Source organism: Paraglaciecola sp. L1A13, from assembly GCF_009796745.1.
Classification (GTDB): Bacteria; Pseudomonadota; Gammaproteobacteria; order Enterobacterales; family Alteromonadaceae; genus Paraglaciecola.
Genome location: NZ_CP047024.1, coordinates 2,241,724 through 2,257,309, shown reverse-complemented (window position 1 = coordinate 2,257,309; position 15,586 = coordinate 2,241,724). Strand labels below are relative to the sequence as shown.

The 15,586-nt window shown below is 42.7% G+C and carries 13 protein-coding genes; 9 read left to right on the top strand and 4 right to left on the bottom strand.

Annotated elements, in window-relative coordinates:
- Positions 1-100: 100 nt before the first annotated feature.
- From GQR89_RS09375 to GQR89_RS09360, 4 genes are all read left to right on the top strand, one after another.
- Positions 101-631: a TRAP transporter small permease subunit gene (locus tag GQR89_RS09375; RefSeq protein WP_158769801.1), complete on the top strand. Its 531-nt coding sequence runs from the start codon at positions 101-103 to the stop codon at positions 629-631.
- On the top strand, positions 631-1,911 hold the full coding sequence (locus GQR89_RS09370) for a TRAP transporter large permease subunit (RefSeq protein WP_158769800.1): 1,281 nt from the start codon (positions 631-633) through the stop codon (positions 1,909-1,911). Before GQR89_RS09375 ends, GQR89_RS09370 begins: the two co-directional genes overlap by 1 nt.
- Positions 1,912-1,931: 20 nt before the next feature.
- Positions 1,932-2,963, top strand: a complete 1,032-nt coding sequence (locus GQR89_RS09365) for a porin (protein WP_158769799.1) — start codon at positions 1,932-1,934, stop codon at positions 2,961-2,963.
- 109 nt (positions 2,964-3,072) lie between these two features.
- Positions 3,073-3,474 (top strand): hypothetical protein, encoded by a 402-nt coding sequence (locus GQR89_RS09360; protein ID WP_158769798.1) that lies wholly within the window; start codon positions 3,073-3,075, stop codon positions 3,472-3,474.
- 53 nt (positions 3,475-3,527) lie between these two features.
- Here GQR89_RS09360 and sodC read toward each other — a convergent pair whose 3' ends face one another.
- Both sodC and GQR89_RS09350 read right to left on the bottom strand, forming a co-directional pair.
- A complete protein-coding gene (gene sodC / locus GQR89_RS09355; RefSeq protein ID WP_158769797.1) occupies positions 3,528-4,064 on the bottom strand; it encodes a superoxide dismutase family protein in 537 nt (178 codons plus the stop codon).
- Positions 4,065-4,315: 251 nt separating this feature from the next.
- Positions 4,316-5,266, bottom strand: a complete 951-nt coding sequence (locus GQR89_RS09350; protein WP_233269133.1) for an alpha/beta fold hydrolase — start codon at positions 5,264-5,266, stop codon at positions 4,316-4,318.
- A 965-nt stretch (positions 5,267-6,231) separates the two neighbouring features.
- On the opposite strand from GQR89_RS09350, the gene GQR89_RS09345 reads away from it, so the two are divergent.
- Together GQR89_RS09345 and GQR89_RS09340 are read left to right on the top strand one after the other, a co-directional pair.
- The gene (locus GQR89_RS09345) at positions 6,232-8,448 is read left to right on the top strand and encodes a nitric-oxide reductase large subunit (RefSeq protein WP_370461056.1); all 2,217 of its coding nucleotides are present in this window, start codon (positions 6,232-6,234) and stop codon (positions 8,446-8,448) included.
- A gap of 416 nt (positions 8,449-8,864) precedes the next feature.
- Positions 8,865-9,245 (top strand): hypothetical protein, encoded by a 381-nt coding sequence (locus GQR89_RS09340; protein ID WP_158769795.1) that lies wholly within the window; start codon positions 8,865-8,867, stop codon positions 9,243-9,245.
- A gap of 115 nt (positions 9,246-9,360) precedes the next feature.
- Here GQR89_RS09340 and GQR89_RS09335 read toward each other — a convergent pair whose 3' ends face one another.
- Positions 9,361-9,789 (bottom strand): Spy/CpxP family protein refolding chaperone, encoded by a 429-nt coding sequence (locus GQR89_RS09335; protein WP_158769794.1) that lies wholly within the window; start codon positions 9,787-9,789, stop codon positions 9,361-9,363.
- Positions 9,790-9,958: 169 nt separating this feature from the next.
- Here GQR89_RS09335 and GQR89_RS09330 point away from each other — a divergent pair, with 169 nt between their 5' ends.
- Entirely contained in the window at positions 9,959-10,678 is a 720-nt protein-coding gene (locus GQR89_RS09330) for a response regulator transcription factor (protein WP_158769793.1), read from the top strand.
- Between the two features lie 5 nt (positions 10,679-10,683).
- On the top strand, positions 10,684-12,030 hold the full coding sequence (locus tag GQR89_RS09325; protein ID WP_233269132.1) for a HAMP domain-containing sensor histidine kinase: 1,347 nt from the start codon (positions 10,684-10,686) through the stop codon (positions 12,028-12,030).
- Between the two features lie 400 nt (positions 12,031-12,430).
- On the opposite strand, the gene lepB is transcribed toward GQR89_RS09325, so the two are convergent.
- Positions 12,431-13,081 carry a signal peptidase I gene (gene lepB, locus GQR89_RS09320; RefSeq protein ID WP_158769792.1) on the bottom strand — a complete coding sequence of 217 codons (651 nt, stop codon included), beginning with the start codon at positions 13,079-13,081 and terminating at the stop codon, positions 12,431-12,433.
- Between the two features lie 283 nt (positions 13,082-13,364).
- On the opposite strand from lepB, the gene GQR89_RS09315 reads away from it, so the two are divergent.
- Positions 13,365-15,494, top strand: a complete 2,130-nt coding sequence (locus tag GQR89_RS09315) for a tetratricopeptide repeat-containing diguanylate cyclase (RefSeq protein ID WP_233269131.1) — start codon at positions 13,365-13,367, stop codon at positions 15,492-15,494.
- The last annotated feature ends 92 nt before the right edge of the window (positions 15,495-15,586 follow it).

Sequence of the window (15,586 nt, the reverse complement as noted above, 5' to 3'; positions counted from 1 at the left end):
CCATTTCGTGTTAGTTATTTTATTTAATTTTGCGACGGCTGTTCACGTCCCTTATTCAATGGGTGCATTGTGCAAGAACGTCGCATGTCAGAGATTTATTATGAATTCAGTCGTTAAATTACTAGGTAAGTTTATAGATGGCGTTGGTCATTTATGTAGCTTGCTGATGATGTTAATGATTTTGAACGTATTTTATGACGTGGTCATGCGTTATTTTTTCAACGAAGTTAGTATTGGTATGCAAGAGCTAGAATGGCATTTGTTCGCCGCCATGTTTATGTTCGGAATTGGCTATACCTTAAAAACCGATGGGCACGTGCGGGTTGACGTATTTTACGATAATTTCAGCCCTCGCCTTCAAGCCTATATTAACCTTTTCGGCGCTCTGTTATTGGTAATGCCGGTAACCATTTTGATTCTTTACTACAGCTGGGACTACACCCTTGAAGCTTATAAAATGGGTGAAGGCAGTGCTGACCCCGGCGGTTTACCCCACCGTTTTATTATTCGCGGCGTAATTCCGGTTTCCTCGATATTTCTTATTTTATGTGCCTTGTACGTCATGCTTGAACAAATACAGCGCCTTAAGGGAGCTAGCAAGCCATCGGACCAACATAAGGATGCATTATAATGACTGGTTTAGTTTTATTTGGCGTTGCCTTGTTATGCTTATTTCTTGGTTACTCTGTGGCATTCACTTTTGCCGGTGTTTCTGTATTAATCGGTGTCATCGTATTGGGCACAGACCTGTTCGCTTTCATGCCTTATCGCATTATGAGCATTATGGAAAACACCACTATGATGGCAATTCCAATGTTCGTATTTATGGGCATCGTACTGCAAAAAACAGGACTGGCGGAACGTTTACTTGAGTCATCAGCTAAGCTGTTTGGTGGTATTTCAGGTGGCGTGGCCGTTTCAACCATTATTGTGGGCGCTTTACTAGCGGCTTCCACTGGCGTAGTGGGCGCAAGTGTTGTCGCTATGGGCGTTATCTCGCTTCCAGTTATGCTTAAAAATAATTATCACCAACCCACGGCAGCTGGTGTAATATGCGCCGCCGGCACGTTGGGGCAGATTATTCCTCCGTCGATTATTCTGATCATCTTAGGCGATGTGATGGGCGTGCCCGTAGGCGATCTGTTCCGCGCAGCAGTCATACCTGGCGTTTTACTTATCGTTGTATACACCCTCTATATTTTAATTTTGGGTAAAGTAAAGCCAGAATATTGTCCTCCGATTGAAGTCACCGAAGATAAGCGAACCATTCTTGTACAAGCTGTTAAAGACATTTTCCCGCCGTTATTACTTATTGTTACTGTTTTGGGTTCAATATTTACTGGTATTGCTACGCCTACCGAATCATCGGCTATCGGCGCAGTGGGTGCATTAGTGTTATCCGCTATTTACGGTAGATTTTCATTCAAAAGCCTGCACAACATTTCTCGAGAAACGGTAAAGGTCACCGCTATGATTTTTGCAGTATTGGTTGGCGCTACCGCTTTCTCCATGGTGTTTAGTTACTCAGGTAGTGAATATCTTGTGGAAGATTTTTTCACCGGATTACCGGGGGATAAATGGACCTTTATCGTGTTAGCGATGGTAACAATTTTAGTACTTGGTTTCTTTATCGACTTTATTGAAATTTCCTTTTTAGTCGTGCCAATTCTAACCCCTGTCGCCATGGTGTTAGACATCGATTTGATTTGGTTCGCTATCCTTATTTCAATGAACTTACAAACGTCGTTTTTGACCCCCCCCTTTGGTTTTAGTCTGTTTTATCTCAAAGGTGTAGCACCTAAATCGTTTAAAACGACCACTATATATAAAGGCGTTATCCCATTTATTTTGATGCAGATATTGGTTTTATCACTAGTCGTTTTATTCCCTGAATATCTTATATTGCAATAACACACAAATAGGACACACACATGAAAAAATCTATGATCGCATTAGCCATGCTATCTCCTGTTCTTGCTAGCCAATCCGCTCAAGCCGAAGTCACCGCTTATGGTCGAGTGCTCTATAACATTATTAAAGACGATACATCAGACGACGTATATTTTGGTCGCCACGAGTTCGCCGAGTCAACCATTGGAGTTAAAGGGTCAGTGAAATACAAAGAACTGACATTTGGCGCACAAGTTGAAATTGGCTTGGACGAAGGCGTTTCAAATATACTGCATGACGGAACTAACTCACGTAACCGTATTCAAGAATTATGGGTTCAGGGCGATTTTGGTAAAGTAAAACTGGGAACAGGCGCGAGTGTCACTTGGATTGTATCTGACGTCGATCAATCAGGAACTTGGTGGTCTGATCCACTTGGCATGAGCCAACGTTTTGGTTCAACCCGTCGCGGCCCTGGCGGCGAAAGTGAAACTCCGTTCGTTCAGGCACAATCAATATTCAGTGAACGCATTGTGTATGAATCGCCCACGTTTCTTGAAGGAGCAAAATTTTACGCTCAGTACGGTGAAGACAGCAGCTATGAATTAGCAATCAAATACGCAGCCAATGGTTGGCGGATTAACGCTTGGTCTGTCGATTACGGTGATGCAGATAACGATGAAGATCCCCAAGCCGATATCGATGGCAACGGTACCTTAGGTTTTTTTGGTGCAGAAAGTGGTTACGGTATTTTGGCAGGCTACCTGCACGATTCAGGCGTTAACTTTACTACGACGTATGGCGTAGCTGATCAAGTCGCTGGAGGCGATCGTGATTTCTTGAACTGGAAACTCGGCTACACCCAAGGCAAGCACGCCGTGAGTTACAGTATGGGTAATTATGGTTCTGAAGATGCGTCTGGTGTGTCAGGCGCCGACCATACTCGGAGCACGGTTGCTTATCACTTCACACCCGTGGGCGGTGTAAGTTTGTGGGTTCAAGCAACTCAGGGGGATACTGACGACGAAGAAAGTTTCAATGCTTTTGCCCTTGGAGGCATGGTTCGTTTTTAATAATACGTTATTAAGCTAAATTGCATATCGAAAAGTCTGGCGTCAATAACGATACACACGTTATTGTCATCTGGCTTTTTCTGCTTCCAACCTAGATAAAAGGTTTATTATGTTTATATTTAAATCCGGTGTCCTTATCGTGACACTAACTAGTTTAATCTCTCTCCCTGTAACAAGTAATGCCCTTGCCCAAGAAGAACTTGAAGGCCCGGGTGTGTTTTCTGGTGAGAAAGGCGAATTTTCATTGAGTAAAATTTTTTCTGGTAAAGATGCTAAAAATACGTCAACGCTCAAAGCAGGCGGGTCAATGGAACCTAAAAACGACGCTTCGGATAATGCCAAACTTAATCCAACAAGCACAAACCAACTAAGCAACGTTAGCCAGCAAGTTGATGAATTTGCGTTATTTAAAGCCTGGAAGTTAGCAAAAAGCCAAAATGATAGTGATTATCAAGAGTTTAAATTGTGGCTTGAGTACAAACATTATCAACAACAAAAAGCGACTCATTAGCCGCTTTTTGCTTATGCTTCACTTGGTGCTTATGCGCACTCATTGAAGACTTTTTATTCAGGAATAACGCCGCAGGCAACACGCGCTCCACCGCCACCTAATGGCTCTGGTGAGTCGGAGTAGTTGTCACCATCTGCGTGGATCATGATTGCCTTCCCTTGAATATCATCAAGTTCAAGCTCTGGGGCGAATACTGGGTGCAACGCACTGCCATCATTATCAACGAATAAGGCAGGCAAATCGCCTTCATGACCTTTTTCTGACCAAGGCATATCATGTTTATCGGTTTTTTCGGGGTCGAAATGACCGCCTGCTGCTCCACCTAACACTTTTTCCCCGTCTTTCATGGCCACGGAGCAATCACCATTTTGATGAATATGGAAGCCATGCAATCCAGGCGTTAATCCTGTTAGGTTAGGCTTGAACACAACACCGTCATCGTCATAGCTGCTGACCATGATCGTACCCATGCTCTGCCCACTTTTCAGATCATTCATGGTGACGGCTAGACCGTCTTCGCTTGCGAAACTTGCAGCGCTTAATGTCAAAGAAATTGAGCCAACTAAACTGGTTAATAAATGCTTATTCATAATGTCCTCCGTTGTCGTCGCGATCATTACCCCGCGAACTTAGGGTGATAAAATTCTTCTATGCATATACAAGAGAGCATAAAGCACACCAGAGTTAAATTTAACGAAAACCAACCATCCCCGCCGTGTTTTCATTAGGCTTAGTCCTATAAGACTATTTCCACTGGCTTTAATGAAAAGCACTAAATACACCACTTTTACAGCGTCCTATGAATATTTTACGCATACATGAATATTTATTGATGAATAGCTCAATGCCTCCCATCGCCCTTAATTAACTGCTGCATAAAATGGGTGATATATTTTGCTATTTCTACGGGTTTTTCTTCAACGGCAAAATGCCCAGCATCTAACAGGTTTAATTCTGCGTTAGGTACATCTCGCAAATACGCCTGAGCACCGGCGGCAATAAATGCTGGATCTTTTTTGCCCCATACAATCAGTGTAGGAGGTTGATATTTACGCAAATAAGCTTGCCATAACGGATAATCCAACACGTTATTGTAATAGTCCTGTAGCAATTGCACTTGAATCAGTCTGTCTTTTTCACTGTGCAAAAAATGTAGATCGTGACTCCAACTATCCGGGTTCATTTTTTCTGGTGCCGCTTGCACATCGCGTAAATATTGATTGTTAACTATGGCTTGCTCGCCAGTAAATGTATAAAGCTGTTCTAATTTTTGCCTTGAGCGGTCTTTATTGGCAGCTTTGAAGAATGTTTGCCTAGCGGGTGTTAACCCATCCAAATAGGCATTTCCATTTTGTACGATTAAAGCTTCGAGGTGATAAGAGTTGTTCAACAGCATCCTAAAACCAACGGGCGCACCGAAATCTTGAATATAGAGCGTAAAACGCGTCACGTTAAGCGTATCTAATAATCCAGAAACGTGTTCAGCAAGCAGGTTAAACGTGTACTTCTGTATCGCCGGATCGGGCCGCTCACTGTAGCCAGAACCTAGGTAATCAGGCGCAATGACATGATAACGGCCAGATAGCAATGGGATAAGTTCTCGATAAGAATGTGATGACGAGGGATACCCATGAAGCAGGACTATTGTCTGCTTGTGTTGTTCCCCTGCCTCTCGATAAAAAATGCGCTTTCCTTCGACAGTGACGAAACGATAAGATGTTTTTGCAGGCCAGACAGCGACCTCTGTCTCAGCTGTCGATGCAAACGACGGTAAGCTTATAAAAAACCACATCGTAAGCACCATAATAAAGTGATAAAACGCGACAACGTGTCGTTTTCGGTTGCCGTCCAATAAGACATTCAAGGCAAATTGTGTATTTATATAAGAGACAATTACGGGTGTCATGAATACCTTCATTTAATGTTAAATTTTGTATTGGTTACGTTTTACATGAGCGAAGAAGTTCAATGAGCAGCTTAACCGACTGAGTTTCGCTTTACGGCTCGGTTGCCTTGCGGCTGCACTTAGTTAAAAGCTATTCTTAGTTGAAGACTCTTCCCTGTTGAAGACTCTTCCCTGTTGAAGAGATACTAACGTCTCGTTTAAAAGACCCAGCTAATGAGGATTTCTATTCACGCAAAGTCACTGACGAGATTGAAGTTGATGCGACGTAGCGAAAAGTGGTTGTTCGTATACTATGAAAAGGCTTCACTTCCATGTTCCCACTATCAATGGTGATGCGCTGACATTAAACCTGACTGAGATCAAGATTTAGTCCATTAGTTGCGCCGAGAACCTAATGAGAGCTGATCTTCTCTCGACTGAAAATCAAAAAACCTTCACTCTACTATTTTGGCGCATATAAGCGTTTTTAATCAGCATGCTAAGTCGGTTTAAATCAGCTCAAAATAATCAATGGGGATGATTCAACAATCGAGTGATGACGCCAGCAGTAATTACTTAGCCGAACCTATTTATTAAGCATATTAAGGAAAAAAACGATTACTTCCGCGATCTGAAATAAGTGAAAGTCATGATCACCATCCGCCCATGTAGCACGCCTTCATCACCCTGGTATGGGGCACTCGTTACACTAGCTGTTTGATCATCACTTTGCATTATTTTGCCTGTTAACTTAATAAGTTGACGTACCCGAATTTAATTCCACTATTTACCATGGGTGTAACATGAGTTCCTATCAAAAAACGTTCAGTATAAAAAAACTTTGGATCATTCTGTCTGTAGGAATGATTATAATGTTCGGTATCTTGTTGTTGCTGGGTCAGCAAATATATCAACAAGCACCACCTATTCCAGCCTTAGTAAAATCAGTTTCAGGGGAAATTATCTATACCCGAGACGATATTGAAACCGGGCAGAACGTCTGGCAATCAATCGGCGGTATGGAACAAGGTTCTATTTGGGGGCACGGCAGTTATCTGGCGCCTGACTGGAGTGCTGACTGGCTTCATCGTGAAGCGTTGGCATTGTTAGAAATAAATATCCACCAATCTCAATCAAGCCTAGCCCCTGATCAAGAAATGGCGATGCAAAAGGCTCTACTACCAGCACTCATGCGCAAAAACACCTACGACGTGACGACTGAAGCTATTACAGTCAGCGACAATCGTGCAATAGCTATAAAGCAAGTTGAAGACCATTATTTGAGGCTTTATCAAGGTAGTGATGAAGAATCATTAGCACTAAGACGCGACTATGCATTTTCGATTCATGGTTTGCTGGATGCACAAGAAGCGAAACAACTTGCTGCGTTTTATTTCTGGACAGCCTGGGGGGCAACCACCAACCGGCCCAATGATGAGATTACATACACGAGTAATTGGCCCCACGAGCCACTCGTCAACAACAAACCGACGACCGGTACATTAATGTGGAGTATCGCCTCTATCATATTATTGCTAGCCGCATCTGGAGCGCTCGTTGCGTATTACGTTAAACAGTTTGACGACTGGCGTGATGATATTTTGCCAGAGCAAGGTATGGCTACCAGCGACATTTTATCTAAAGCCACGATTACACCTTCCATGCAAGCCACCGCTAAATATTTCTGGGTAGTGTGCGCGATGTTTGTGGGACAAGTGCTATTGGGCATAGTCACTGCCCATTATGCGGTTGAAGGACAAGGGTTATACGGATTACCGTTCGCGGAGTATTTACCCTATGCGGTCACTCGGACTTGGCATACACAACTTGCCGTATTGTGGATTGCTACGGCGTGGCTAGCGACGGGGTTATATGTTGCACCTATGCTCGCGGGCCGTGACCCGAAATTCCAACGTTTTGGGGTCAACTTTCTGTTCATCAGCTTGTTGATTATCGTTATTGGCTCTTTTGTCGGGCAATGGGCTGCCGTTCATCGTTTTTTCGAAAATTTAACCGCCAACTTCTGGTTCGGCCATCAAGGTTACGAATATGTCGATTTAGGTCGATTTTGGCAGATTTATCTTACCATTGGCTTGTTGCTGTGGGTTGCATTAGTTGTGCGTGCATTATGGCCAGTGCTACAAGAAAAAGGCGATAAATCACTCATCTATTTAGTATTGGTCTCAGCACTAGCGATTGGCCTACTGTACGGCGCCGGCTTAATGTGGGGACAGCACACCAATATTGCGATAATGGAATACTGGCGTTGGTGGGTAGTTCATCTTTGGGTAGAAGGAATTTTTGAGGTGTTTGCCACTGCTATAATATCCCTATTGTTTGTGCGCATGGGAATATTGCGCACCTCTACCGCGACAGTGATGGTGCTGTTTGCCACGATTATATTCTTATTTGGTGGCGTACTGGGAACCTTTCATCACCTATACTTCAGCGGAACACCAACGTCTGTTATCGCTGTTGGAGCCATGGTGTCAGCACTCGAGGTGGTCCCTTTATTGGTCGTAGGATTTGAAGCCTATAACCGATACAAAGTTGAGCGCGTAGAGAAATGGGAGCTGGCTTATCACTGGCCATTTATGTTTTTTACGGCTGTGCTGTTCTGGAATTTCGTTGGCGCTGGCTTGTTCGGATTTATGATAAATCCACCAATTGCGCTGTATTATATGCAAGGGTTAAACACCACAGCCAACCATGGTCACGCCGCATTATTTGGTGTGTACGGTATGCTCGGTTTGGGGTTAACCTTATACTGCATGCGTGGATTAACAGATGTCACGCGCTGGAATCAACAATTGATAAAGCGCTCATTCTGGTCCCTTAATATTGGCTTGGCGATGATGACGTTTTTGTCATTGTTACCCCAAGGTGTGATTCAGACTTATATCAGTATTGAGCAAGGTTACTCATTCGCTCGCTCAGCTGAATTCATGCACAGCCCAATCATGGAAGCCTTGGTTTGGGCGCGAGTGCCCGGCGACATTGTCTTCAGTGTTGGAGTGGGTTATTTCGCCTGGTTTATGCTTAAAGCCTTCACTGGAAGTAAAAGCATTAAGGCGTCAACGCCCGCTTAATATACGCGCTAAAAAGTATGGGTGGCATACCTGTGCACTGAAAGAAACGAAGTGACAAGGACGTCTCACGTTTGAATCAGTCAGGGTAACAGCCTTGATAGTTTATACCCCTCCATTGACCAGTGATAATTAGTAACGAGGTGGCGCCTATTTACATGCATCAATCAAAATCGAATAGGACACATGTCGGGTAACCGTAAGCTACGTCATAAATCACTATTTATCATTCATAAAGGGTATTTTCAAAGCGCACATAGAGATGATATAGAGCTTATGTCGATAAAACTTCCCTCGCCTTACATTGGTTTTTGATTACAGCGATCGCGAACAGTGAGCATATAGTTGTGCTATATAATTAACGTAATTAATGAGTTCTCCGTTTTAGTCTACAGGTCGGGGAATAAACGGGAGATAATATGAGTCTTGAGCATGGTAATTATTCAATCTCGGTAGAGGGGAATATCATCATCCTAGAACTCAGTGGTTGCTTTAATGAGTACGGCACACAAGCATTGACGAAAAATATAATCGCCACAATAGAGACCTTTCATGGCGCCCCCTTTTCAATCGTGGTCAGTAACTTAGCAGTGGAAGGCTTTACGCCCGAAGCCTATACCGAACTCAATAGATATAACATTTGGCTGAACACACAAAATATGGTTGCTAAAGCGATGGTATCCAAGATAAACGCTTTAGTGAAAATAGATGATATACGAATTCCAGCGAAATCTGCGCAAAATGTAGCTGTTTTCAATAATATCCCAGACGCAATCAAGTGGTTACATAGTCAATCATGACACGTCAAAACGATAACAAAAAAAGCTGCGTACCATTTAATTGATACACAGCTTTTTAACGTTACATTTGCAGTATAGAGCATATCTGCTCACGGGGTTCTACCAGATAAAGCAACTATGCTTTATTGTGACGTTTACTGCGTTTTTCCTTCATTGCGTTGAACTTCTCAAGTTGTTCAGGCGTTAAAATTTGATTGATCTTCATACGCATGTCAGCGGCTTTTAAAAACTGTGTTTTGGCCCGCTCGGCACGTAAGTCAGCCAATTCGTTTAGCTTTTGTTCATAATTTGCATCACTTGAATCAAGCTGAGCTAATTGAGCTTTCATTGATGTGCCGCTACCCTTTTCAGGTCGATTGGCTTTCATTTCGGTTTTTAGCGCTTTAAGTTGGCTTGCTTGCTCATCGCTAAGATCAAGTACCTTAACCATCTTGTGTATAGGGAAGAAGCCCTGACCTTTGTGATCATCTGAATGTTGGCCACCAGCTAATGCGCTACCTGCGATACATGCGCTTAATAAAACTCCTGCTATTAATTTTTTCATAATAATATTCCTACTTGGTTTGTGTCATTCACGTGAATGACGGGGTAAATGTAATTTGTTTCATCAACGGAGCTAAGTATGCACAAAGGGTTCGATAAGTAGGGTTAAGCTAGTGTAAAGTTCAGTAAAGTTAGTTAGACCTTATAACAAAGCGGTTAGACTCAGTCCCATGGAAAATGATAAATACAAAATATTGCTAGTCGATGATGACGCTACATTATGCGCCCTACTAAGCGAGTTTTTACAAGAAGACGGTTTTGCAGTGGAAACACTCAATAGCGGCGATGCTGCAGTTGCGCGATTACTGGAAAGCGATGAATTCGATACCGTAGTGCTCGATATTATGATGCCTGGTATGTCGGGATTAGATGTACTGCGCACTGTGCGAGCCAAACAACAAATACCTATTCTGATGCTAACCGGCCGTGGTGATGATATTGATAGAATTGTGGGCTTAGAAATGGGCGCAGATGATTACTTAGCCAAACCTTGTAATCCTAGGGAATTAGGTGCTCGTATAAGGGCTATCATTCGTCGCACCCAACAAGGAAACACTAACCATATAGTGCATGCCCAATTACATGGCATCTTGCTAGACAGTGGCGCTCGAACAGCGTTAGTGAACAATGTAGCGTTACCTCTAACAGGTGCAGAATTTAACGCATTGAGCTTATTAATGGAGCGAGCCGGACAAACCATTAGTAAACAAGATATGACACAAGAAGTCTTGAATCGTCCACTAGAAGCCTATGACCGGGCAATGGATGTACATGTTAGCCGCATAAGGCAAAAACTAGCAGCCGCAAACATACATGATGTGATTAAATCAGTTCGAGGCGTGGGTTACCAAATGCTGACCGAGCCACAATTACAGCAAGAAAAAGGCTAGTTTCAGTGACGCTAACAGGCTTTTGGAGCACGGTAAAACACACTTTTGGCGTGAAACGTTTATTTTGGCGCATATTCATTGCATTCTGGCTAGCAAGTATACTGGTTATGATTGCAACTGGCTTTGTGTTAGTAAATAACTTTTCGTCCGATGAATATAACAAACGATTTTTCAATGACGTAATTAGCCAAGCTGAGCGTATTGTTTGGCGTTATGAACACGAACTAGCTACGCCGACTTTTCAAAAATCCAAATTAAAAAACTGGATCAGCAACAAAAATAACCGCGATGGGCACCTCATCCCAATGATTATTAAAGATGACGGCGGCAAAATAATCTACAAACATAGATTAAACAAAATTAAACTTGAAGATCGCGCTGAGCAGCGCGTGTCAGGTCCTTCCAATCGAAACTATCAAGTACAAATCAGAAAACCTCAGGCACCAAGAATATACAAACAGGTTTTATATCGCTTTCAGTCTTTACAGTTTGGTTTTATTTTTATCGCATCCGCCCTAGTCAGCGCACTGTTAAGTTGGAGCATTATTCTGCCGCTCAACTATTTAGGCGCATTTAGTCGCCGTTATGCGAATCAACAGGAAGTGGTCTCATTGCCGAGAAAACTACTCGCTAGAGGTGACGAGCTAGGGGATTTAGCACTCGACATTGACTTTATGGTGAATAAAACCCACGCCGCCGCCAGTGCCCAGCAACAGCTTTTACACGATGTATCACATGAACTACGCGCCCCATTAGCACGATTACAGGTTTCAGCTGCGTTGATTGAACAGAAAACCCCAGACAGTCGTCACGTCAAGCAAATTCACAATGATTGCCTGCGTATTGATCAACTCATACAACAAATCCTCGATTATTCAAAGCTCGAACAAAGTAGCCCAAGCATAGAAAACAGTGATATCAATGCATTGTGCCAGCAAGCAATTGATAATATGGCGGTCAATTACCCTACGATAGCGGTGAATTTTTCCCCTGACGATAAAGTTGAAATTTCGGGTTACCCGGAAGCGTTGTTGCAAGCCTTTGACAACATAATAGGTAACGCATGTAAATATTCTGACGATGGTGGACTGGTCGAAATCAGTACGTCTGCCAGGGAACATAGCGTGATTGTTACTGTGCGTGACCATGGGCCTGGAGTAGATGAACAAGAGATGTCAAAACTTCTGCAACCGTTTTACCGAGCCGGAAATAAAATGCACACCAGTGGATTTGGTCTAGGTCTGAGTATTGCCGTTAAAGCCATTGATAAACATAAAGGTGAGCTACGCATAAGTAGTCCAGATGATGGTGGCTTATGTGTAGAAATTGTATTACCCCGAGAACTTATCTAGGCAACAGCAATGGCGGTAATGTCAAAGATTAAGTGTTGCTGACTAAGTATTATGTCAATCGTGCATCTACAATACTGAAAAACCTATGCCTTGCATAAGATTATCGTCAGCATTTCGGTTTTCCGTATTATGGACTTAACATTTTAACCTTCGGCCTCAAGCAAATGTATTGACGATATTGGCAGTCAAAACAGGTGTATTATCCATAAATAGCAAGCGTTCGCAGGCGGTCATCAAGGGTTTTATAGGCACAAGAATGTTACGGACAGCATGAGGTGGTTTTCTAACATTGAGAAACAGTATTAGACTGCCAAAGCAGTATAAGTCTTTCGATTCGTTAATTGAGCCAACCCACAACTAACTTGGCTCAAACTTAACGGTTTATGTTTTGTCTTACATGCTACAAGGTATGTAAGAATCGCTCAGAACGCGGTAAATAATATTTATCGTAATTTAAAGACACTACAACCTGTTTGGCGCGACCGATGATTTCATGCCGAGGTATGAGTCCAATCACCCGAGAGTCGGCACTGTTGTCACGGTTGTCCCCCATCGCTAGATAATAACCGGCAGGTATAGTCACCGCCGTGAAGCTCGATAACGCTGACCCACGATTCGCAATACGGATACGATGTTGTACACCCAGTAAATCTTCGGTTTTCTCAGTAAAACGCCCGCTGTTGATGTCATCAACATAATCTAGTTGCTGGTCGTTTATGTAAAGCGTGTTGTCAATCAAGGAGATTGTGTCACCCGGTACACCCACCACCCGTTTGACTAATCTTTTATCTGACGCCTCAGAGTCGAAAATAATAATATCACCATGAAGTGGGTCCGCTAATTTATACAAAGAGTGATTGCTAAAAGGCGTTTGAACATCGTACGCCAACTTATTTACTAATATTCGGTCACCTTCAACAATAGTTGGCTGCATTGAGCCTGTTGGCACTTCGTTCCAATCCGCCACTGCGCTTCTAAACACACACATCAAGAAAATGAATAATATAAATGATTTGTTTTCTGTATATAACGTTTTCAGTTTAATCTGCATAATTTTCCCTTATGGCAATAATAACACCGAGATTACCCGTACAAAGCGCGCTTATTATTTTGATATAGAATTAGTATTGCTGACAAAAATGAGAAATACCTGAGTTTATTGTTACTAAGCGTAAAGTTGTGATTATTTGATCAATCTAAGAACGTGGGAGACGAAAATGAGATTGGCGTTAATTGACTAACACCGTTTTATATCAATCATAACAAAATTTTAGTCGTGCAATTCTGACAAGGTTAACGATATAGTTCATTTTGGTTATCAATGGAGCACCCCTTTGGCTGTACGCATACGTTTGGCAAAACCCTGTGCGTTATTAATGTGCGCATTATCTCTGCATACAAGTTTGTCGGCGCAATCGGATAAAACGGCCTTGCACTCTGAAAGTGAATTACTGAAAGAACAAATTGAGCAAGCCCGCAAGCGCGGAGAAATGACTCACGCGGAAACCTTAACCAATCAATTTCACCAACTTGCCATCCACGAAAACAGTACCTCTTCATTGGCCGATGCCTATTATGAACAAGCCAGAAATGCCATGGAACGTAATCTTTATGAGCCAGCATTGGAGCAACTAAACGAAGCTATTAATTTATACCAGGCTCAGGATGATCAAACAGGTTTAGCGAAGTCTTATCGGCAATTGGGACTAACCTACCGTTACCAATCGAATTATCCTCAAGCATTAGAATACATCTATCTGGCTATGCAGATTAGTCAGCAACAAGACAATACGCCTGCTGTCGCTTCGACCTATAACAGTATTGGCTTAGTGCTTGAAAAAATGGGTGTTTATGAAGGTGCAGCCCAAGCCCATCAAAGCGCATTGGAGCTGCATAACCAATTAAATGACAAAGACGGTATCGCAAGTGACTTATATAATCTTGCCGATCTGCGCCGGGTAATGGGTGATGATCAGCTCGCACTCACTTATTTTCAAGATGCGTTAAAAATCGATATTCAATCCGGCGGCAAAAAATACATTGCCTACAGTCATAATAAAATTGGCTACCAATTGACGATACTCGGCGACTACAAAAAAGCACGGGAGCACCTAACGGAAGCCTTGAGTTTATTCACAGAAATAGAGGCTCCTCGTGACACCGACTGGGCACTCACCTCAATGGCCACCCTTGAAATGAAAGAAGGACATTATCTAAATGCTCGGGAAATATTAAACGGGGTTATCCTGAGGGCTAAAGAGCAGGACTATAAAAGTTTATTGGTGGACGCTTATCGGGCTTCCGCTGAATTAGCTATACTTGCAGAGGATGCGAACTTAGCATTAACGCATATAAATGCGGGCTCAGAACAAGCAAAAAACAATAATGAGCCACATGATGAAGCATTATTCGAAGCACTTAGAGTTAACGTTTACTTGAAAAAAGACGAATTTAAACAGGCATTCAATGCACTGTTGAAGCAAAAAACACTCGACGACGAGTTACTTAACACAACTCGAATTGAAACGATTGCTACCCTTCAGTCTCAAACAGAATTCGTGCGCAGAGCGCAGCAAATTAGGTTACTTGAAAAAGAAAAAGCATTAAACCAAGCTACCCTTGAACAAGCACAATGGAACCGAACCGTATGGTTAGCATCCATAATAATAGCGGTCATTATGTTAACGCTTCTTTATGGTCGCTTCTCTCAGCGACGTCTGAATAAGCGCCTAAGTGAAGAAGTCGCTTTGCGCACTCAAGAATTAAATCAAAAAAACGTAGAGCTTCAAGCTGCCTACCAAGAAATGGAAGCCATTAGTTTAACTGACAAATTAACAGGGATACATAACCGACGTTTCCTAGAAAATCATATTGAATCAGACTTAGAGAAGAGCCAGAGAGTCTATAATGACTGGCGAAATGGCAAGTCCCCGTCCCCTCATCACGCCGATGTTGTTATTTACATGATCGACATGGATCATTTTAAACACGTCAACGACAAACACGGCCACAGCGCAGGTGATGAAGTTCTCAAACAACTCACTCAACGCTTAGCGCTGGTGTTTAGACAATCAGACTATGTAGTCCGCTGGGGCGGTGAAGAGTTCGTTGGTGTAGCACGTTTTATAGACCGATCCGATGCACCGTTGTTAGCTCAACGTTTGCTTGATGAAGTCAGCGCAACCCCCTTTACATTAACCGACGGTATCACCTCTTTACACACCTGCTCTATTGGATATGTCTGTTACCCCACGTTATTGCAACATGAACAATCAACAGACTGGCAGACATTGATTGCACTGGCAGATAACTGCCTTTATCAAGCGAAAAATAGCGGGCGAAACGCTTGGGTTGGAATTGAATGTATTAATGAGCCTATACCTAATCTCGTAGAGTTATGCACTAAACATTTCGATTCTGCGGTTAAGTCCAAGAGAATAACAGTGATGACATCTATCAAATAGCCAGACGCTATTAATTTATACCAGTGATGATCATGTAACATTTCTATTGACTCGCAAGCCCTACGTCCCCATGGTAATTTTTTAATATATTA